The 20,688-nt window shown below is 63.6% G+C and carries 18 protein-coding genes; 8 read left to right on the top strand and 10 right to left on the bottom strand.

Annotated features, from left to right (window positions below; all coding sequences use genetic code 11):
* Positions 1-9 precede the first annotated feature (9 nt).
* Positions 10-1,326, bottom strand: a complete 1,317-nt coding sequence (locus ACFY9W_RS24115) for an MFS transporter (protein WP_391135715.1) — start codon at positions 1,324-1,326, stop codon at positions 10-12.
* A 243-nt stretch (positions 1,327-1,569) separates the two neighbouring features.
* Between ACFY9W_RS24115 and ACFY9W_RS24110 the strand changes: the two genes are divergently transcribed.
* Positions 1,570-2,439 carry a LysR substrate-binding domain-containing protein gene (locus ACFY9W_RS24110; RefSeq protein ID WP_391135712.1) on the top strand — a complete coding sequence of 290 codons (870 nt, stop codon included), beginning with the start codon at positions 1,570-1,572 and terminating at the stop codon, positions 2,437-2,439.
* Positions 2,440-2,594: 155 nt separating this feature from the next.
* Complete coding sequence (locus ACFY9W_RS24105; RefSeq protein ID WP_391135709.1) at positions 2,595-2,966, top strand: DUF2784 family protein; 372 nt, start codon at positions 2,595-2,597, stop codon at positions 2,964-2,966.
* Here ACFY9W_RS24105 and tam read toward each other — a convergent pair.
* The 4 genes from tam to ACFY9W_RS24085 all read right to left on the bottom strand — a co-directional run bounded on the left by tam (position 2,956) and on the right by ACFY9W_RS24085 (position 7,972).
* Positions 2,956-3,738, bottom strand: coding sequence for a trans-aconitate 2-methyltransferase (tam, locus tag ACFY9W_RS24100; RefSeq protein WP_391135706.1), 783 nt, complete (start codon positions 3,736-3,738; stop codon positions 2,956-2,958). The genes ACFY9W_RS24105 and tam overlap by 11 nt on opposite strands.
* Before the next feature lie 236 nt (positions 3,739-3,974).
* Positions 3,975-6,395: a TonB-dependent siderophore receptor gene (locus ACFY9W_RS24095; protein ID WP_391135703.1), complete on the bottom strand. Its 2,421-nt coding sequence runs from the start codon at positions 6,393-6,395 to the stop codon at positions 3,975-3,977.
* A 201-nt stretch (positions 6,396-6,596) separates the two neighbouring features.
* Positions 6,597-7,439 carry a FecR domain-containing protein gene (locus ACFY9W_RS24090; RefSeq protein WP_391135700.1) on the bottom strand — a complete coding sequence of 281 codons (843 nt, stop codon included), beginning with the start codon at positions 7,437-7,439 and terminating at the stop codon, positions 6,597-6,599.
* A complete protein-coding gene (locus ACFY9W_RS24085) occupies positions 7,436-7,972 on the bottom strand; it encodes a sigma-70 family RNA polymerase sigma factor (protein ID WP_391135697.1) in 537 nt (178 codons plus the stop codon). Before ACFY9W_RS24085 ends, ACFY9W_RS24090 begins: the two co-directional genes overlap by 4 nt.
* A 117-nt stretch (positions 7,973-8,089) precedes the next feature.
* On the opposite strand from ACFY9W_RS24085, the gene ACFY9W_RS24080 reads away from it, so the two are divergent.
* Positions 8,090-8,269, top strand: a complete 180-nt coding sequence (locus tag ACFY9W_RS24080) for a hypothetical protein (RefSeq protein WP_391135810.1) — start codon at positions 8,090-8,092, stop codon at positions 8,267-8,269.
* A 3-nt stretch (positions 8,270-8,272) separates the two neighbouring features.
* Here ACFY9W_RS24080 and ACFY9W_RS24075 read toward each other — a convergent pair whose 3' ends face one another.
* Positions 8,273-9,685 (bottom strand): amino acid permease, encoded by a 1,413-nt coding sequence (locus tag ACFY9W_RS24075; protein WP_391135694.1) that lies wholly within the window; start codon positions 9,683-9,685, stop codon positions 8,273-8,275.
* 325 nt (positions 9,686-10,010) lie between these two features.
* Between ACFY9W_RS24075 and ACFY9W_RS24070 the strand changes: the two genes are divergently transcribed.
* Entirely contained in the window at positions 10,011-11,435 is a 1,425-nt protein-coding gene (locus tag ACFY9W_RS24070; RefSeq protein WP_391135691.1) for an aminotransferase class I/II-fold pyridoxal phosphate-dependent enzyme, read from the top strand.
* Positions 11,436-12,019: 584 nt separating this feature from the next.
* Here ACFY9W_RS24070 and ACFY9W_RS24065 read toward each other — a convergent pair.
* Both ACFY9W_RS24065 and ACFY9W_RS24060 read right to left on the bottom strand, forming a co-directional pair.
* Entirely contained in the window at positions 12,020-13,261 is a 1,242-nt protein-coding gene (locus ACFY9W_RS24065; RefSeq protein ID WP_391135688.1) for a Zn-dependent hydrolase, read from the bottom strand.
* A gap of 30 nt (positions 13,262-13,291) precedes the next feature.
* Positions 13,292-14,596 (bottom strand): MFS transporter, encoded by a 1,305-nt coding sequence (locus tag ACFY9W_RS24060; protein WP_391135685.1) that lies wholly within the window; start codon positions 14,594-14,596, stop codon positions 13,292-13,294.
* A gap of 227 nt (positions 14,597-14,823) precedes the next feature.
* Here ACFY9W_RS24060 and ACFY9W_RS24055 point away from each other — a divergent pair, with 227 nt between their 5' ends.
* Both ACFY9W_RS24055 and ACFY9W_RS24050 read left to right on the top strand, forming a co-directional pair.
* The gene (locus tag ACFY9W_RS24055) at positions 14,824-15,732 is read left to right on the top strand and encodes a LysR substrate-binding domain-containing protein (RefSeq protein WP_391135682.1); all 909 of its coding nucleotides are present in this window, start codon (positions 14,824-14,826) and stop codon (positions 15,730-15,732) included.
* Between the two features lie 128 nt (positions 15,733-15,860).
* Positions 15,861-16,403: a WYL domain-containing protein gene (locus tag ACFY9W_RS24050; RefSeq protein ID WP_391135679.1), complete on the top strand. Its 543-nt coding sequence runs from the start codon at positions 15,861-15,863 to the stop codon at positions 16,401-16,403.
* Positions 16,404-16,607: 204 nt separating this feature from the next.
* On the opposite strand, the gene ACFY9W_RS24045 is transcribed toward ACFY9W_RS24050, so the two are convergent.
* Positions 16,608-17,330 carry a hypothetical protein gene (locus ACFY9W_RS24045; RefSeq protein ID WP_391135676.1) on the bottom strand — a complete coding sequence of 241 codons (723 nt, stop codon included), beginning with the start codon at positions 17,328-17,330 and terminating at the stop codon, positions 16,608-16,610.
* A gap of 330 nt (positions 17,331-17,660) precedes the next feature.
* Between ACFY9W_RS24045 and ACFY9W_RS24040 the strand changes: the two genes are divergently transcribed.
* The gene (locus tag ACFY9W_RS24040) at positions 17,661-18,284 is read left to right on the top strand and encodes a glutathione S-transferase N-terminal domain-containing protein (RefSeq protein WP_391135673.1); all 624 of its coding nucleotides are present in this window, start codon (positions 17,661-17,663) and stop codon (positions 18,282-18,284) included.
* Between the two features lie 46 nt (positions 18,285-18,330).
* Here the strand turns inward: ACFY9W_RS24040 and ACFY9W_RS24035 are convergent, their stop codons facing one another.
* Complete coding sequence (locus tag ACFY9W_RS24035; protein WP_391135670.1) at positions 18,331-19,506, bottom strand: MFS transporter; 1,176 nt, start codon at positions 19,504-19,506, stop codon at positions 18,331-18,333.
* A gap of 94 nt (positions 19,507-19,600) precedes the next feature.
* Here ACFY9W_RS24035 and ACFY9W_RS24030 point away from each other — a divergent pair, with 94 nt between their 5' ends.
* The gene (locus ACFY9W_RS24030) at positions 19,601-20,497 is read left to right on the top strand and encodes a LysR substrate-binding domain-containing protein (protein WP_391135668.1); all 897 of its coding nucleotides are present in this window, start codon (positions 19,601-19,603) and stop codon (positions 20,495-20,497) included.
* Positions 20,498-20,688: the final 191 nt, after the last annotated feature.

Below are 20,688 nucleotides of genomic sequence, written 5' to 3'. Positions count from 1 at the left end.
GCTTTCCTTTCAGGTACGCAGTGGCTTGATTGCCATGCTGGTATTCGGTGCAACATCGGTACTTTGCGGGGTGCTGGCCGGCCGGCTGTTCCAGTGCGGCAGTAGTACCAGCGCCGAGAACAGCGCGCAGCCTGCGAACACGATGAACACTGTGACGCCATCGAAGTACCCCGGCAGAAGCCCGCCCAGTACTGCCCCCACCGAGCCGCAGCCATTGACGAAGCCCGCCGCGGTAGCGCCGGCCTTGGCGGTGCCGAAGTCAATGGCCGCAGCGCCGCTGATCATCGAGTCCGGGCCGTACAAGGTCAGGCCCATCACGAACAGCAAGGCCACCACCAGCATCACGTTGCCTGTATGCATGGCCGCCATGAAGCCCGCCAGGGTCACGGTCAGCAGCACCAGGCTGATGACACACGCCGGCATGCGCCGGGCGCCGAACAGCTTGTCGGAGGCCAGGCCGATGATGATCGGGCCAAGCAGCCCGGCCAGTTCGAAGGCGGTCGGGATAATGGCCGCACCAACCTTGCCCACCTCGGGCATCTGCTCGAAGACGATCACCGGCCCCCACAGCAGGATGGCGTAGCGCGCAGGCTTCAACAGGAAGTACGCCAGGCCCAGGGTCAGCACCGTGCGGTTGCGCAAAATTTCCTTCAGCGGCGCCCACACACTGCACAGGTTGCCGGCCGGGGCCATGCTCTGCGGCTCGGGCTCCACCGCCGGCAGGCCGACGTCTTCAGGCTTGTTGCGTTGCAGCAGGAAGAACAGCACGGCAACCAGCGCCACCACGGCGGCGCTGGAGAAGAATGCCGCATGCCAGCTACCGACAAGGGTATAGGCCCACCAACCGGCGAACGGCGAAGCCACCAGGCCGCCGAAGGCATAGCAGGAACTCCACAACCCCAATACCCGCCCGCGCTGCGAGGCCGGGAAGAAGCTGCCGATGTTCTTGCACAAGCCGGCCCAGCCAGTGGACTGTGCCAGGCCCTGCACCAGCATGCAGGTAGCAAAGATCGGGAAGGTGGCGTAGCTGCCCATCACCACCGCCGCCACCGCGGAAATCAGCAGCCCCCCCAGCACCACCACGCGCGGGCCGAAGCGGTCGGCAAGCATGCCCCAGGTGAACTGGCCTACGGCATACGCGGCCAGGTAGATGGCGTCGAGGTTGGCCATGGCGGCCTTGTCGAGCATGAAGCTGGGGTCTTCGGCGATGCCCAGCTTGGCAACCGAGAACGCTTTGCGGGTGAAGTAGAAGGCGGCGTAGGCCAGCCAGGTGATGGCGAAAATCTGGATGCGCCAGCGTTTGAACGCGGCTAGGGATTGATTCATGTAAGTCTGACCTCTTGCTTGAGTGTGCCGGCAGAATGTGAAGAAACGCCTGTCTTGTTCTTGTGTTACGCACAGCGATGACGAGGCTGTCATCGGGTCAGATGGCACCGTGTAGGCACCACGGCCCTGGCGGCATTCGTGGTGCCAGCGTCGGGCTGACATGCATGGAAACAGTTGCGCTAAGATAAATAAAATCGATTTATCGTATTTCACACATAAGCTCAGCTTTTTACTGAGGTGGTCATGTCGGTTTCCCACGCACAACTGAAGGCCTTCCATGCCGTGGCCGTGCACGGCAGCTTTACCCGCGCGGCGCAAAAGCTGTTCCTTACCCAGCCCGCGGTGTCGGACCAGGTGCGCAAGCTGGAGGAACGCTTCGGCGTATTGCTGTTCCACCGCAACAAGCGTTCAGTGCAGCTCACCGACCTTGGCGAACGCCTGCTGGGCATCAGCCAGCGGCTGTTCGCCTGCGAGGCCGAAGCCCATGACCTGTTGCAGGATTCGCGTGCGCTGCACACCGGCAGCCTGGTGCTGGCGGTGGACGCACCGGTGCACGTGCTGCCGCAGATTGCCCGCTTCTGCCAGCGCTACCCGGGCATCCAGGTAAAGATCGAAACCGGCAACACCGACGAGTCGCTGGCCCGGCTGTTCAGTTATCAGGCTGACCTGGCGCTGCTGGGCCGGGATGTGGACGATGAACGGTTGCATTGCCTGCCTCTGCGCCGCGACCCGATGGTCGCATTCGTCTCGCATCACCACCCGTGGGCCAGCCGAGGCTCGATCAGCCTGGCCGACCTGGACGACACACCGCTGGTACTGCGCGAGCCCGGCTCGGTGACGCGCCAGACGCTGGAAGAAGAAATGCAACGGGCCGGCTTGCGGATTCGCCCGGCGATCCAGGTGGAAGGCCGCGAGGCGGCGCGCGAAGCAGTGGTAGTGGGGATTGGTGTGGGGGTGGTGTCGGCAGCGGAGTTTGGCGCCGATGCGCGGGTGTGTGCGTTGCCGATCGTGGATTGCCAGCGGCATTTGACCGAGACGCTGGTATGCCTGAGCGAGCAGCGCACGCGGCGGGTGGTGGCGACCTTTTTGCAAATGGTCGAGGAAGGGGTGTAAGCCTGTGCCGGCCCCTTCGCGGGCTTGCCCGCTCCCACAGGGAATGCACAACATTTGGAGCTGTGGAGATCCTGTGGGAGCGGGCGAGCCCGCGAAGAGGCCATTACAGGCAACCCGACTATGCTAGGACTACCTCAATCCCCGGCATTCCCCCCATGTTCTCCCGCCTGGCCGCCGACACCCTGGTCCTGCTGCACCTGGCCTTTATCCTGCTGGTGCTGTTCGGCGGCCTGCTGGTGCTCAAGTGGCGCCCTGCCCTGCTGCTGCACCTGCCGGCCCTGGCCTGGGGCCTGGCGGTGGAGTGCCTGCACCTGGGTTGCCCGCTCACCACCTGGGAAAACCGCATGCGCAGCGCGGCCGGCGACGCAGGCTACCAAGGCGGCTTCGTCGAGCACTACATCTGGCCGCTGATCTACCCCGCCGGGCTGACGCCGCACATCCAGTTGCTGCTGGGCAGTGTTGTGCTGCTGCTCAACCTGGGTATCTACAGCTACGTGGCCTGGCGCTGGCGCCACCCTACCGGGTAGCGATCACGAACAACCGCGGGAACGGCAACAGCACCTTGCCGTCGGTGGCAGGCGGGTAGTCCTGCTGCATGGCTTGCAGGTACATTTGCAGGAAGTCGGCCTGCTCCTGTTCATCAAGCCTGGCCAGATAAGGCCGCAACGCCGAGCCCTTGAACCATTCCACCACCGCTTCGGCGCCACCCGGCAAAGGGTGGTGATAGGTGGTGCGCCACACATCCACCCGTGCGCACAGCGGGCTGAGCAGGTCGTAGTAAAACGCCGCACCGTGCCGTGGTGGCAGGTGGAAGTCGGCGAACTTTGCCGCCCACGGGCCTCGGCTGGCAATCTCGCGCAACTGCCGATGGGCCGGTTCGTCGAGGTTGTCCGGGGTTTGCACGGCCAGGCTGGCACCTTCGCTGAGCTGGCGAACCAGGTGCGGGTACAGCGAGGCGTGGTCGGGTACCCATTGCAGCGAGGCGTTGGCCAGGATCAAGTCCTGTGGCTCGGGGGCGGACCAGCCCGCGATGTCAGCGATGGCCGTGCGAACCCGGGGGATGCACAGCCGTTTGCGCTCGCGGGCCTTGTCGATCATGTCCGGGTCGCTGTCCAGTGCGGTTACCTGGGCGTCGGGGTAGCGTTGCAGCAGCACTTCGGTGGAATTACCAGGGCCGCAGCCCAGGTCGGTGGCGTGGCGCACCGGTCGGGGCGGGGTCGGGATGGCAGCGAGCAGGTCGCGCACAGCGCGGGTGCGTTCATCTTCGAACAGGGAATACTGGGTGGCGGACCAGGCCATGGGCGGCTCCTTTGGGCGGGCGATGTGTCTAGCATATGCCATCTGTCGCCAGGTCGGACCGTTCCCACGCACCTGCCGCGATCATTGTGGAACTGTCTTATTTAAAAATCTGAAAGCTTGCGCAACCTCTGTGGGAGCGGGCAAGCCCGCGAACACCGGCAAAGCCGGTGCCATCCACCGCGTTGCCTGTTTCGCGGCGGTTCGACGCGCCCGCTCCCACAGACCCGTATCTGCCTTCAGAAATCCCAGCGGGTGGAGACCATGACGTTACGCGGTTCGCCGTAATAACCACTGTAGAACGTGGTATCCAGCGCACTGAGGTACTTCTTGTCGAACAGGTTGTTGACGTTCAGCGTGGTCGAAAGCTGCTCGGTGATCTGGTAGCGGCCCATCAGGTTGAACACCGCGAACTGGCCCTGCCTGGCCTTGACCGTCTTGCCCAGGTCGGTGGGCGCAGCCGTGAAGTGGATGCCGCTTTGCCAGTTCATGCCACCGCCCACGGTCAGGCGGTCCAGTTCGCCCGGTAGACGGTAGGTACTCCATAGCTTGACCATGTTGGCCGGGAACACCGTGTTGATGCGCTCGCCATCGGCGTCCTTGATGATGCTGTGGTTGTAGCTGGCACTGAGGTTCCAGCCTGGCTGCAGCTCACCACTGGCCTCCACTTCGAAGCCGCGCGTGGTGGCGCCAGAGATCGCTCGGTAGGCGGAAGTGGTGGTACCCGGCACGACCTTGCCGGGGTCGACTTCGGCAAGGTTGTCCTGCTTGATTTCGAAGGCAGCGACACTGGTATTCAGGCGGCCGCCGAAAAACTCGCTCTTCAGGCCCACCTCATAGTTGTCGCCCTCACGCGGGTCAAGGGTACTGCCACTGGCATCGCGAACGGTCTGCGGCTTGAAGATACTGGTGTAGCTGGCATACACCGAGTGAACCTCGTCGAGGTCGTAGACGATACCGGCGTACGGGGTGACCACACCACTGTCGCGGTTGGCGGTGACCTTGTTCAGGGCGGTATTTACCGCGTATTCCAGGTCGTAGCGGTACCGGTAGTTGCTGACCCGGGCGCCCAGAATGACAGACAAATCGTCGGTGGGCCGCAGCCGCGTGGCCAGGTAGGTACCGCTCTGGTAAATGCTGGTATCGCCGTCGTACAGCTTGCCGTTACCGGTGTTGGGCTTGGTGGTGTAGTTGTCCCAGGTGTAGAAGTTGACCCGGGTGCCCTCGATCGCCGTGCCACGCAACGGGTCGTGATGGTTCTGGTAGCGGGAGAAGTTGTAGCCCAGCACCAGGTCATGCTCGCGACCGAATGCCTGGAATGGGCCCTTGAGCTGTGCATCCACGCCCACCTGCTTCTGCCAGGTGCTGCCGGCACCGCCGTACAGGCGCACGCCTTCGCCGGTCTGCTTGTCGGGGAAGCCCCAGCTGGCAGTCGCCAGGCTGTAATCGTCGCGGTTGATGTACATCTGGTTCACCGCCAACCGCAGGCTCCAGTCGTTGCCCAGTTTCTGTTCGAGGCTGGCGAAGGTGTTCAGCGCGTCCTGGGGGTTGCTGCTCCAGCGCGCGGCGCTGTTGGTGGAGCGGGAAAAGTCGGTTTGCTCACCATTGCTGTAGAACAGCGGGAACGCCACTGAAGACGAGCCTTCTGGCCGGTTGCGCTGGTAGTCGGCGCCCACGGTGAGCAACGTGGTGTCGGTAAGGTCGGCCTCAAGGATGCCGTAGAACACCTGCTTTTCCTGGTGGTAATGGTCGACGAAGCTGTCGTTCTGCTGGTAAGCGGCAACCATGCGCCCACGTACATTGCCAGTAGGCGTCAACGGCCCGGACAGGTCGACCTCGGTGCGGTACTTGTTCCATGACCCCAAACCGGCGCTGACATGCCCCTTGAACGCGGCGGTGGGCCGCTTGCGCACCAGGTTGATGGTGGCAGACGGGTCACCTGCGCCGGTCAGCAGGCCGGTGGCACCGCGCAGCACCTCCACATGGTCATAGATGGCCATGTCGGCCAGGCTCTGCGCGGATACCTGGCTGACGATATCGAGGGTGGTGGGGATGCCGTCGAACTGGTAGTTGTCTACCGAGTAGCCGCGCGAGTAGATGTTGAATCGCTCACTGCCCAGGCTCTGGACCGATAGCCCCGGGGTTTGCTGCAACACTTCGGTGAGGTCGTTCAGGCCCTGGTCGTCCATGCGCTGGCGGGTGACCACACTGATGGACTGCGGCGTTTCGCGCGGCGACAGGTCCAGGCCTGTACCGGCGCGCGTAGTGCCCAGGGTGTAGGCGCCGGTGCCGTCGGTGCTGTTGCCGTAACGCTGGCTGTCGATATTGGTAGCGCCCAGCTCCAGCGCCGAGCCACTGGCTGGCGAGCCAATCAGGTACCCCTCCCCGGCCCGTTGCAACTGCAAGCCCGAGCCGGCCAGCAGCTGTTGCAAGGCTTGGGCAACGCTCATGCGCCCCTGCACGGCCGCCGCCTGGCGGCCCTCGGCAGCATCGGTGGAAAACAGGATGCGGGTGCCGGTCTGCTGGGCCAGGGCGTTTAGCGAGTGGTCAAGGCGTTGTGCCGGGATGTCCAGGCTGAAGGTGGCATCCTGCGCCTGGACGCTGGCGCAGGTCAGCAGGCTGGCAGCCAGCAGCGTCAGCGGTGAAAAGTGGTTACCCATGTGTTCCCCATACGATTCAAGTGACTTCATGGGGATGGCGGTTGGGCATGGGCGAATGTTGATGTGTGGATGAAAATAATTATTGGTTGCCTGTACCGGCCCCTTCGCGGGCTTGCCCGCTCCCACAGGTACAGCATCGAATCCGATGCCACGGATACCCTGTGGGAGCGGGCAAGCCCGCGAAGGGGCCAGTACAGGCGATCAATCAGTCTGACCAATGACCAAGCCACCATCAGCAGCGCGTACCACCTTCACTGGCAACACGGCTGACAACTGCTCCAGCAGTGCCCGTACCTGTCGGCTGTCGAATTCACCCGACAAGCGCAACCCACCAGTGCGTTCGTCCGCCAAGCGCAGCGGCAACTCGCTGTACCGTTGCAAATCCACAATCGCATCGCGCAAAGGTGTGCCGTCAAAACGCAACACCGAGCTGCGCCAGGCCTCCATCGCTGCCGGCGCCACGGCCTGCACTTCGCCCAACTCGCCAGCAGCCGCAAGCAGTTGCTCCCCGGCCCGCAGTGGCTGCACCGCACCGCGCCCCATACCGACCTCTACCGCCCCCTCCAGCACCCCTACCCGAACGCCCCGCACATCGCTGCGCACGTCGAACACCGTACCGATATCACGCACCCGCACGCCCTGGCTGCGGACAATGAACGGTGCTTCGGCATGCACTACGGTAAAGCGTGCCTGCCCTTCGACCAGCTCCAGCTGCCGGCTGCGCAGGCGATGTTCAATCTGCAAGCGGCTGCCGGAGTCCAGCAGCACCTGGCTGCCGTCCGCCAAGACCAGCTCGCGTTGTGCGCCCACTGCCACCCTGACCTGCTCGGTATGCCAGGCAGGGTCCAGCCACCACAGGCTGCCAGCCAGCAGCAACGACAACAGGCTGGCCTTGGCCGCCTTGCCGGCCTTGCGCCTGCGTGCAGTCATGGCTTTGCCTTCGGCGAGCAACGCCTCGCGGGACGCCACCCGCTCGCGCAGCGCATCGCTGAACGCCTCCAGCGGATCGGCCTGGGGCTTGCCTTCACGTTTGCCCTGGCTCATGCCCATTCCTCGCCATGCAGGCGCCGGGCCGGTTCCCAGCGGCTGGCGATGGTGCGCAGCGCCCGGTTGAAGTGCTGGGTGACCATGTTGACCGAAATCTCCAGCTCGGCGGCGATATCACGCTGAGCCATGCCATGGATGCGGTGCAGCAGGAACACCTGGCGCTGACGTGCCGGCAGGGCCTCGATGATCGCCAGCAGGGCATGCAGCTGTTGCTCGAAATCCAGCTCGCGAGCACCGTCCCAACTGTCCAGGGCCGGTTCGTCATGGCTGGCGGCGGCCAGGTGAGCCGCACGCAGCGATTCGGCGCGCACCCGGTCGATGGCCCGATTGAAGGTGACCTTGCGTAGAAATGCCAGCGGGAGCGAAATGCGCTGGCGGGGTGGTTTGTCGAGAATCTGCAGGTACACGTCGTGAACCAGGTCGCGGGCAAAATGGCGGTCGCGAAAGCGCTGGCGGATATAGCGGACCAGCTCGTCATAGTGCAACGCCAGCGCGTCAAGCAGTTCCTGGTTGGGCGGAGTGTTGGACATGAAGGGCCGGCGCCAAGTGATAATGCTTCGCATTGTAGAGGGCGGCGCAGGCATTTGTCAGCCATTGGCCGGCAACCCTGCCGGAACTGGCTGGCTATGCTTCAGGTCATCCCTTACATGCGCATGCCCATGAAGACCTACATCGCCCTCGCCATCCTGGCCCTGATTGCCGCCGCCGCCCTGCTCGGCTCGCCGTGGATGAACCAGCGCTTTCACATGCCCGCAGAAAAAGCCCAGGCCCAACAACGCGAAACGGCCGGGTCCCCAAGGGAGCCGGCCGTTTCGAAAAGCGAGTGACGCTTAGTGCTGCTTGCTGCCAGAGCGGATCTGGTGCACCACACCCATCGCCACCACAACTGCCGCAGCAATACCGGTGGAGATCACCAGGATCTGGTAGTCAGGCATGAAGGCCATGGTGACCAGGGCGGCCACGATGAACGCGATCACCAGGTAGGTCAGCCACGGGAACAGCCACATCTTCAGGCGTACTTCCTTGCCTTCGGCAATCAGCTTGCGGCGCATGCGCAGCTGCGAGAATGCAATCACCAGGTACACCAGCAGGGCGATCATGCCCGTGGTGTTCATCAGGGTATCCAGCACGTCTTTCGGGCGCAGGGTTTCGCTGAAGTTGATCAGCGCACACACCACGGCCACGGCGCAGGAACCCATGATCGCGTACACCGGTACACCGGTGCCGGCGCGGGTGATCTTGAAGAACGACGGCGCGTCGCCACGCTGGGCCAGGGAGAACAGCATGCGCGAAGCGGTGTAGTGGCCGGAGATCAGGCAGCTGCTCACCGAGGTCAGCACCACGAAGTTCATCAGCAGCTCGGCATACGGCACACCCAGCAGTTCCAGGGTACGGCGGTAGGCGCCATAGCCGGAAACGCCCAGGTGTGGATCGTTCCACGGTACCAGGCAGACGATCAGGAAGATCGAACCCACATAGAACAGGCACACACGCCACACCACCGAGTTGGTGGCCTTGACGATCTGCGCGGCCGGGTCCTTGGCTTCGGAGGCAGCGATGGTAACGATTTCAGCACCCAGGAAGGCGAACATCACCCCGAGCAAGGCACCAATCACGGTGGTGATGCCGTTGGGCATGAAGCCTTCGGCGGTGAGGTGGCTGATGCCGCGTACTTCACCGAACTGCCAGACGTTCATCACGGCAGCGGTACACACGATCAGGAAGCAGACGATCGCGATCACCTTGATCAAGGCGAACCAGAACTCGAACTCACCGTAGTGCTTGACGTTGAAGAAGTTGACGGTGATCAGCAACAGGGTCGTGGCCAGCACGAACACGTTGACGCTTACGTCGGGGAAGAAGCCATGCAGGATCTTGCCCGCCACATAGGCTTCCCAGGCCATGAGGATGACCCAGTACCACCAGTACAGCCAGCCGATGGTGAAACCGGCCCAGCGGCCAATGGCGCGGTCGGCGTAGGTGGAGAACGAGCCGGTGTCTGGCGAGGAGGTCGCCATTTCACCCAGCATGCGCATGATCAGCACCACCAGGATGCCGCCCGCCAGGTAGGCCAGGACAGCGGCTGGGCCGGCGCTGTGGATCACGCTGCCGGAACCGACGAACAAGGCGCCGCCAATAACCCCGGCGATCGACATCATCGTCAGGTGGCGCGACTTCAGCGAGGCACTGAGCTTGCTCTCGTGCCCGCTTTTCGCGGTGGTGGTTGTGGATGTTGCGTCCATCAGTTGTGTACCCCGTGCTTCTTTTTATCCAAGGAAAACCGTGAAACCCCGATGGCTGGCGGTTTCACCTGTACATCAGTGCTAATGCGGGCAGGATGGTGTGAGCAAACACACGCAGGCCCTCCATGGCGGCCTGCTGACGCGCCCCAGGGCGACTGCCTGAAGCGAACTGAACATGCTTTATGTGGCGATATCCGACACCTAATGTAAAAATGTCCGACGCAGAGAGCCATGCACAGTGGCATGAATCTCGCACTGCACTGTACAGGTCGCCCATGCAGTACACCCTGCAAACGCCAGGCGATACGCACCCTGAAGGCCCCGAATGTTCGAACTACATCCAGACTCCTCCACCCCGTTGGTCAACCAGATCATCGACGGGCTGCGTGAGTTGATCGACAACCAGACCCTCAAGCCGGGCGCCAAAGTGCCGTCTATCCGCGCCTTTGCCGCGAGCTATTCGGTGAGTACCTTCACCGTGGTCGAGGCTTACGACCGTCTGGTGGCCCAGGGGCTGCTGGTCAGCCGTGGCAACGCGGGTTTTTTCGTCAACCGGGCGGCGGGCGAACTGCTGGACCCGCACACAACCGAGGCCGACGCCAGTCGACCAACGTTCAACTCCGAGTGGTACCTGCAACAGATCTTCGAGATCCGCCAGTTACCGTACAAACCCGGGTGCGGCTGGCTGCCCAACGACTGGATGTACGAAGACGGCCTGCGCCGAGGGCTGCGCCAGGTGGCCGGCAGCCCACTGGAATTGTCGGGCTATGGCGACCCCATGGGCCTGATGGAGCTGCGTGCACTGACCGCGCAGAACCTGCAGCAAGACCTGTCGATCGTCGCCAACCCGGCGCAGTTGATGCTCACCCACGGCGCCAGCCAGGCCCTGGACCTGGCCGCGCGCACGCTGGTGCGCCCCGGCGACGTGGTGCTGGTCGATGATCCCGGCTACCCCAACCTGATGAGCATTTTGCGTACCCAAGGCGCCACCTTGGTCGGCGTGCCGCGCACACCGGCCGGCTACGACCTGAACCAACTCGAGCAACTGCTCACCCATCACCGCCCGACGGCGTTCTTCACCCAGCCGCACCTGCACAGCCCAACCTGCTCGCGCACCCCGCTGCCGCAACTGCACCGCTTGCTGCAACTGGCCAGCCAGCACGGCTTCCGCCTGGTGGAAAACAACCTGTACGCCGACATGGTTGCCGAACCGCAGCCCTGCCTGGCCAGCCTCGACCACTTGCAGCAGGTGGTGTACGTGGGCAGCTACTCCAAGAGCATTTCGCCCAACGTGCGGGTGGGCTACATGCTCGCCAACCCCGAGCTGATGCAAAAACTGCTGCACCTGAAGATGCGCTCGGGCCTGACCACCTCGCAGGTGATGGAGCGTGTGGTATACGCCGCGATCATCGACGGCCGCTGGCGCAAGCACCTCAAGCGGCTGCGCCAGCGGTTGGCCGAGGCGCACCAGGAAGTTGGCCGGCATTTGCACCGATTGGGCTTTGAACTGTTCACCGAATCGGATGAAGGCATGTACATCTGGACCCGCCACCCGGCGATCCCGGACAGCGCGGCGTTGCTGGATGACGCGCTGGAGAAAGGCATCATGCTCGGGCCTGGGCAGTTGTTCATGGTGGATGCCAAGGCGACCGGGTGGATGCGGTTCAATGTGGCGTTCAGTACCGAGCCGGCGATGTGGGAGTTGCTGGAGAAGGTGCTGGTGAAGCATGTGCGCCGGGGTGGGATTTAACAGGCTGCATTTCCCGTACCTATGGGAGCTGGCTCACTCTAATGCCAGCCAGTTGAGACTGCCGGGGCTGCTGCGCAGCCCATCGCAGGCAAGCCAGCTCCCACACCGATTGCACTGAACTCAAGCCATGCGCCATACCTGTGGGAGATTCTATGGTTTCTTGCAATGGCATCAGGGTTGCCAGGTGCTCGCCACGGCATCTTCAGCGCCTGTGAGATCGAGCGCCGCCCGCGCGGCGCATCGCGAGCAAGCTCGCTCCTACGTTTGTTTCGGGCCAATTATTCCTGTGGGATTTGCGCGCGAACGCTTTGGCGCATGACTCGATATTGCGTCGAACGAACAAGGCGGTCGCGCGCGCATGGCACAGGCGTAACTGGCCCGAAACAAATGTAGGAGCGAGCTTGCTCGCGATGCGCCGCGCGGGCGGCGCTCGGTCTCACAGGCGCTGCATACCTTATGGCCAACACCTGCCAGCCTTGACGCGATCCCTGTGGCTTGCCGGCGATGGGCCGCAACGCGGCCCCTAATTGCTTAACTGACAGGCATTAGGGTTCACCCGCGAACAAGCCAGCAGGCACAGCCCATCAGGCCCTTGCTTGATCGACGCGACCCGCGCGAGCCAGTACAGCGTTCAGCAACACATCAACACCCTGGCAAGCATCGTCGGGCAGCACATCTTCAGCCTCGTTGTGACTCAAGCCGCCGACACAGGGGATGAATACCATCGCCGTTGGGCAGTAACGCGCCAACAGAATGGCATCGTGACCCGCGCCACTGACGATCGATTGCTGCGCATACCCCAGGCCATCCACCGCTTGCTGTACCGCAGCCACGCAGTCCGCATCGAAGGGTGTAGCCGGGCTGACCCAGTGCCGTTCGAGGCGTACCTGCAGGCCACGCTGGCTGGCGATAGCCTGCAACTTCAGAGTCAAATCACGCTCCATCGCCTCGATGGCTTCATCGCGATGGTGGCGCAGGTCGACCGTGAATTGCAGCGAGCCGGGAATGGTATTGCGCGAAGACTTGGCGATGGCCAGTTCGCCTACGGTGGTCAGGCCTTCGGGGGCGAAGTCGGCTGCCAGTTGCTCGACCGCCTGGATCATCCGCGCCGCGCCATACAGGGCATCCTTGCGCAGAGGCATCGGCGTGGTGCCGGCGTGCGCCGCCATGCCTTCGACTGTCACGTCCAGCCAGCGGATGGCCTGGCCACCGCTGACCACGCCGATGGCCTTGGCGTTGTCTTCAAGGATCGGGCCTTGCTCGATATGCGCTTCGAAATAGGCATCCACCTGGCCCCCCAACGGGCGCTGGCCGGCGTACCCGGTACGTTGCAGTTCGTCGGCCACGCTGATGCCGTCGGCATCGCGGATGGCCAGTGCATCGGCCAGTGCGAGGCTACCGGTGAATACCGCCGAGCCGAACATGGCCGGGGTGAAGCGTGCGCCCTCCTCGTTGGTCCATACCGCGATTTCCAGCGGTTTGCGCGTCTGGATGTTCAGGTCGTTGAGGCGGCGCACCACCTCCAGGCCCGCCAGCACACCATAGACGCCATCGAAACGCCCCCCTTCAGGCTGGGTGTCGAGGTGGCTGCCCATCATCACCGGGGCAGCCTGGGGGTCACTGCCGGGGCGCCGGGCGAACAGGTTGCCGATGGCATCCACCGACAGGGTCAGGCCCGCCTCGCGGCACCAGTGGCTGAACAGTTCACGGCCGGCCTTGTCCTCGTCGCTGAGGGCCAGGCGGCAACTGCCGCCACGGGCGGTGGCGCCGATTTCGGCCATGGCCATCAGGCTCGCCCACAGGCGTTCGCCATTGCTTTTCAACATATGCGGGTACTCCAGAATAAAGGGATTCGGTCAGGCCAGTTCTACGCGCTGGCTACGGGCGTACTGGCGCGCCAGGGCGAGCACGCAGACCAGCGAAATGGTGGCGATCAGGGTGTAGAACACCGCCATCGGCCACCATTGGCCACTGAAGGTATGGGCCAGCCAGGTACCGATCAGCGGGGTCAGGCCGCCAGCGATGGCGCCGCAGATCTGGTAGGCCAGGGAAATAGCGGTGTAGCGCACGCGGGTTTCGAACATGCCGCTGACGTAGCCGGCAATCACCGCGTAGAACGAGGCCATGCACGCTGCCGCCAGGGCGATGCCGAGCACAATCAGCGGGCCCTGCCCCGAGCTGACCAGCACGAACATGGGGTAAGGCGAGGCCATGGCCAGCAGCGCCATCAAAGCCAGAAAGCGTGTAGCGCCAATCTTTTCCGACAGCCACGCAGCCAGCGGTTGCACGCAGAACTGGATGATCGCCACGAAGAACAGGCACTCCAGGATCAGCGAACGCTCAAGGTGCAGTTGCTGGGTGGTGTAGCTGATCATGAAGGTATTGGTGAAATAGACCCCGGCAATGCCCAAGGTGTTGGCACCGATGCACAGCAGCAATGGGCGCCAGGCGGTACGCAGCACCTCGAAGACCGGCGCTTGCTCCTTGCGTCGGGCCTTTAGCGCCTGCTCGCGGCTGGCGATGAACTCGGGGGATTCGTTGACGCCCAGGCGAATGGCCAGACCGACCAACAGCAGCAGCGCGCTGGCCAGGAACGGTACGCGCCAGCCCCAGCTCATCAGGTCTTCTTCCGGCAAGCGCGTGACAGCACCGAAGGCAAGCAACGACAAGATGAGGCCCGCCGGGCTGCCCAGTTGGGCGAACGAGGCGAAGAAGTTGCGCCGGCCTTTGGGCGCATGCTCACCGGCCATCAGCACCGCCCCGCCCCACTCGCCACCCACGGCAATACCCTGGACGATGCGCAGCAGGATCAACAGCATCGGCGCTATGGCGCCGATCTGTGCGTACGTCGGCAGCAGGCCGATGCACACGGTGACGATACCCATCATCAGCAGCGTGATGACCAGCGACTTCTTGCGGCCAATCCGGTCGCCCACGTGGCCAAACACGATGCCACCCAATGGCCGGGCGAAGAAGCCGACAGCGAAGGTGCCGAACGCGGCCATGGTGCTGAACAGGCTGTTGTCCGAGGGGAAGAACAATGCGCCGAATACCAGTGCCGCGGCAGTGGCGTAGATGTAGAAGTCGTACCACTCGATCATGGTGCCGATGAACGCGGCGGCGGCAGCACGGCGCGGTTGGGGGGAAGCGGTGGGCTTCATGAAGGCTCCTTTGCTTGTTGTTCTGGCAGGAGTTGCTAGGGCACGGTGGCGCTCTGGTGGCGCTTGACCTGTTGAATGGGTGGTGGCTGCTTCGCGGGTAAACCCGCGAAGCAGCCACCAGCGATCCAGCAGGCTCAATGGCGGCGATTTTTCGGCTCAGGGCTATGATTAGTCAAATTTCTATTTATTATTCGAACTATTAACCACGCTTATCATCGAGCCCCGCCATGCCCGACCGCCTGCTCAACGACCGCCTCGACTGGAACCTGCTGCGCACCTTCCGCGTCATCGGCCAGGAACTGTCCATCAGCCGCGCCGCCGCCCGCCTGCACCTTACCCAGCCAGCAGTGAGCCAGGCCCTCAAGCGCCTTGAAGAGCAGCTCGGCCGCCAGCTCATCGCCCGCCGTGGGCCGCGCTTCGTGCTGACGGAAATGGGCGAGCAACTGTTCCAGCTGGCCGGCGAGGTGTATGGGCAAATGTCGCAGATCGGTGGCTTGCTGGAGCAACCAGCGGACGAGTTGGTCGGCAAGGTGCGCCTGCTGATGATCAGCCGCATCGACAGCGAACGCTTCGACGACTTCCTCGCCCACTTCCACCGCCAGCATCCACGGGTGGAGTTGGAAATAGACGTGATGCGCAGCTCCGACATCGTTGCCGCCCTGCAAGAGAAAACCGCCACGGCAGGCCTTAGCCTCACCCGGCGTGCACAGCCACGGCTGGAGCAACGGCTGTTCCTGCGCCAGCGCTATGCGTTCTTTTGTGGCAAGCATCACGCACTGTTCGGCCAGGATGAAGGCGACCTGCTACGGGAGAATTTCGTCAGCTTTACCAGCGACCAGATTGGCGGCATGTTGTCGCCGCTGACCATTTTCCGTGACCAGCAAGGGTTTGCCGGGCGGATCGTGGCGTCATCGCCAAGCCTGGAGGAAGTGCGCCGGTTGGTGATTGCCGGTTTTGGCATCGGCTGCCTGCCCGAACATGTGGTGGCGCCAGATGTGCAAGCAGGCTTGCTGTGGAAACTGCCGCCGCAGGAAGGCATTGCCGATGTGGATATTCACTTGCTGTGGAACCGTGAGCAACGGTTCAACCGGGCGGAACAGGTGTTTGTCGAGGCGTTGCAGCGGGTCATCACCTGACGCATTTGAGCCGCGAATACGGTGGTGACCTGCGAGAACTTGGATCCCATTACATCACAAGGTATGCTGCGCAATAGCTAAACGCCACTACCCAGGCAGGCTGGTGCCTGCCGTCAAGGACGAGCCCTTTGCCCAGCCACCCTACCCGTCACACCATCGCCCGCCAGTGGCAGTTGCTCAAGTTGCTGCCTGGCCGTCACCCGGGAATGAGTTCCACCCAGTTGCAGGCTGCCCTGACAACGGTGGGCCATACCACCAGCAAACGCACCGTCGAGCGCGACCTGGTCGAACTCTCGGCACTGTTCCCCCTGCAGTGCAACAGCAAAGGCATGCCCTATGGTTGGTACTGGCAACCGGGCTTGAGCCTGGGCGAAGCACAACAACTGCAACCTGACGTGCTCACCCCGCCGGAACACATCGAGCTGCATGCCTGGGTCGATGATGCGCTGGCCCGGCGCCTGGAGGCGCTGCCGCTGTCTGCAGACATGCAGCTTACCGCCCTGGCCAACGGCGGCGCCGCGCTGGTGGCCACCGTCGACGACAACCGGGCACTGATGAGCTGGTTGCTTTCGCAGGCCGGCTCGATCCGCGTGCAGGCTCCGCAGGCGTTGCGGCTGGCCATGCTCGAACAGCTGCGCCAGAGCCTGGCGCTGCATGACGGTGGTTGTTGACCGGCAGGTATCGTTGTCCGAGGTGTACCCTGACCCGTGCCAGGAGCAGCACATAACTCATTGACCTAGCAGGGACCCTGTGGGAGCGGGCGTGCCCGCGAAACAGGCAACGCAGTGGATGGCACCGGCTTTGCCGGTGTTCGCGGGCACGCCCGCTCCCACAGGGTATGCGGTGCGCTTGCCACCAACAGCAGATGAAGCTTTTTATCGCGAGTTGCGGCGGGCCAGGCAAATCCAGCTCAAGCCCAGCACGCTGGCCACCAGCAAGCCCAGCAGCACCATCAGCTCGCCACTGTAGCGGGCCACCCAGGCCGGAAAACCAATGACCTCGTGGTACACCTGCACATCGGCCATGCCGTCGGCGTGGCTGATGCTGACCCCGCCCTGGCGGATCTGCGAGTAATCCGCATCGAAATACACCCACACCTTGCACGCACCACCCGGTTCGACGGCCGGGATGTCCACCTGCGCAGTCGCGGCCTCCAGCAGCGTGTCGTTACCGGCAGCATCGCGCACCTGCACCAAGCCCTTGGCTGGCAGGCGGATCCTGACCTGGCGTACCTGGGCATCACCACTGTTGCGCAGCTCGATAACCAAGCCGGTACGGTGGTCGACCAGCCCGGCCTCGAAGGGCTTGGCGAACAGCTGGGCATACGGTGCCTGGGCCATCTCGATCAGCCGGTCGACCTGGTCGTGGCTTAGCACACCCTGGCCGATGCTGTTGATGCGCCCCTGCAACTGCTCGTACTTGAGCTGCTCGCTGGCCTTGCTGATGCGCTCGCTGAACTGGCTGGGATAAGTGAGGTAGGCATAGGTCAGCGACGCCTCCAGCCGCGGGTTACCCCTGAGCAACGCGTAGGCGGCCACAAGCACCATCAGGCCAACAAGCACGGCTACGAGGAGTTTCCCCACCTTGTCCCAGCTCAATGCAAACTTCCTTCTGTGGTGATACAGACGATCTAACCGCCCAAGGGTGCCAAGTTCAGGCCACCCAGGCAAGCCTGGCAGGTAGAACGTGGCCCGCATCATCACCTTACGGTCGACTGGCCTGTCGATGGCCATGTCCATTCCTCGAGGTTACGAGCACGCCGAGACTAGGGCGGTACTTCCCCCTTCACAATGACCAAGGGGGCGGAAAGGGTCACTTTCGGAAATGGACTACAAGATACTGACAAAGAGCAGCCTGCTACCGATCAGCCCTTGACCAGCTCCCGGCAGTGGCGGACGATCAACTTCCCCCACACAAGGACGAACACCATGCTACGGGTACTGGGCAGAGCTTCTTCCATCAATGTGCGAAAAGTCCTGTGGGCCTGCGCCGAATTCGAGGTCGCGTTCGAACGCGAAGACTGGGGTGCCGGCTTCAAGGCCACCGATAGCGCCGAGTTCCTTGCGTTGAACCCCAATGCCATGGTTCCGGTGATCCAGGATGGCGACTTCACCTTATGGGAATCCAACAGCATCATCCGCTACCTGGCCAACCGCTATGGTGCCACCGCCTTCTACCCAGGCGAAGCACAGGCGCGGGCCAGGATCGACCAGTGGATCGACTGGCAGGCCTCGGACCTGAACCGCTCGTGGAGCTATGCGTTCATGTCGCTGGTCAGGCACTCCCCTGCCCACCAGGACCCGCAAGCCCTTGCCGCCGGTTGCGCGGAGTGGTCGCGCTACATGCACATCCTCGACCGCCAGCTGGCCAGTACCGGGGCCTATGTGGCCGGCAGCCAGTTCACCCTGGCCGACATCCCGATCGGCCTGTCGGTCAACCGCTGGTTCGAAACGCCATTCGAACACCCGCACCTGCCGGCGGTGCGCGACTACTATGAGCGCTTGAGCGAGCGCCCGGCCTATCACCTGCATGGCCGTAACGGTACCCCGTAACCTCAACGAAGAGAGGGCGCCAAAGCGCCCCCTCGGTACCAGCCAGTTACACCGCGACCTGACTCCCGGCAGCAACCACCCGCCCACGCCAGGCAAACAGCAGCACCATCAGCAAGCCCACCGCTGCCATTGCTGCGCCGGCCAGGGAGATCGCCGGGTAGCCCAGCCCCGCATTGATCACCGCCCCGCCCAGCGCCGCACCAATTGCATTGCCCAGGTTGAACGCGCCAATGTTCACCGCCGAGGCCAGGTTGGGCGCATCCTTTGCTGCCTCCATCACCCGCATCTGCAGCGGTGGCACCAGCGCGAAGCTGGCAGCACCCCAGACCAGGATCGCCAGCGCCGTCGGCAGTGGCCAGTCCAGCACCAGCGGGAACACCAGCAGCACGGCAATCAGCACCGTCAAGGACAAGACCAGGGTGCGATCGATCGAGCGGTCCGCTGCCTTGCCGCCCCACACGTTGCCCAAGGTAAGGCCTACTCCGAACAACACCAGCATGGCGGTCACGAAGGTGGTAGACGCCGCCGCCTCGCTCTGCAAGATCGGTGCGATGTAGGTGAACACCGTGAACATGGCGCTGGAGCCCACCACTGTGAGCAGCAATGCTGCCAGCACCGGCCCGCGCGCCAGCACGCGGATTTCGGCCATGGCCCCGTCGCCTTTGGGCGCCGGCACATTGGGCAATGCGTACCAGAGTGTAGTCATCGCCACCAGGCCAAGCCCGGCAATGCCCCAGAACGCTGTGCGCCAGCCCAGCATTTCACCGAACCAGGTCGCCAATGGCACCCCGCCGATGGTGGCCAGGGTCAAGCCCATGAACATCGCCGCTACGGCCCCGGCGCGCTTCTCAGGTGGCACCACGCTGGCCGCCACGATCGACCCGATGCCGAAGAACGCACCGTGGTTGAGCGAGGTGACCACACGGGCAACCAACAGGCTGGCGTAGTCGCTGGCCAGCGCCGACATCAGGTTGCCGAGGGTAAAGATGACCATCAGACCGATCAGCAAGTAACGGCGCGGGATCTTCACCGTGGCCAGGGTCATCAGCGGCGCGCCTATCAGCACGCCAATGGCATAGGCACTGACCAGCAGCCCTGCCGCAGGGATGGAAACGCCAAGGTCGGTGGCGATGCTGGGCAACATGCCCATGGGGGCGAACTCGGTGACACCGATGCCGAAGGCACCGATGGCGAGCGCGACCAGAGGTGGATTGATACGCATGGCAAACTCCTTATCTATGCCGCGAATGCTACGATCGCTTTGCAAAGCGCACTAGACTGCATTTTTGAAAACCACCTTTGCTTGCGAGGCACAAATGGACTTCAGCGGAAGGTCTGGAGAGATGGAGATTTTTGCCAGGGTGGCGCAAGAAGGCAGCCTGTCTGCCGCCGCCCGGGCGCTGGGCCTGACGCCTTCGGCAGTCAGCCGCATCATTGCCCGCACCGAGCAGCGCCTGGGCACCCGCCTGCTGCTGCGCACCACCCGGGCGATTACCCTCACCCCCGAGGGTGAGGCGTACCTGCGCGGTGCACGGCGAGTACTGGCCGACATGCTTGAAGTGGAAGAAGCCATCACCGACCAGGGCGTGCCGCGTGGGCGCTTGCGGGTCAGCGCAGCGCTGGGGCATGCCCGGTTGACCGTGGTGCCCTTGCTGGCAGCGTTCAGTACGCGCTACCCGCAGGTGCTGGTTGACCTTACGCTCAGTGACGAAGTGGCCGACATCCTCGGCGGCCAGGCCGACGTGGCGCTGCGTTTCGGCCATCTGCCGGACAGCTCGTTGAGCGCCCGCGCCATTGGCGAAACCGGCCAGGTGGTGGTCGCCTCGCCCGAGTACCTGCAACGCTGTGGGACCCCACTTGAACCTGAGGACCTGGCCCGGCACAACTGCCTGCGTTTCAACTTTCGCCGTGCGGCACCCGACTGGCCATTTCGCCGCAATGGCGAGGTGTTCTCGCTGAAAGTGGCAGGCAATATCGAATGCAGCAGCGGTGAAGCCTTGGCGCAACTGGCAAGGCTAGGTGCCGGCGTGGCACGCATCGGCACCTTCACGGTGGCCGATGACCTGGCCAGCGGGCGGCTGGTGCCATTGCTGGAGGCCTACAACCCTGACGACCGCGAACCTATCCATGCGGTGTTCGTCGGGGGCCCGGCGATGCCGGCGCGGGTGCGGGTGTTTGTGGACTTTCTGGTGGAACAGCTGTCTGCAGGTTGAGCCCTTGGGATTGACGGATGGCAGGGGCTTCGCCGGTGTTCGCGGGTGAACTCGGTCCTGCTGGGATGGCATCAGGGGTGACAGGTGTTGGCCACGAGATATGCAGCGCCTGTGAGACCGAGCGCCGCCCGCGCGGCGCATCGCGAGCAAGCTCGCTCCTACATTTGTTTCGGGCCAATCATTCCTGTGGG

Source organism: Pseudomonas sp. NPDC008258 (assembly GCF_042956345.1).
Classification (GTDB): domain Bacteria; phylum Pseudomonadota; class Gammaproteobacteria; order Pseudomonadales; family Pseudomonadaceae; genus Aquipseudomonas.
This window is presented reverse-complemented; position numbering and strand designations above follow the sequence as displayed.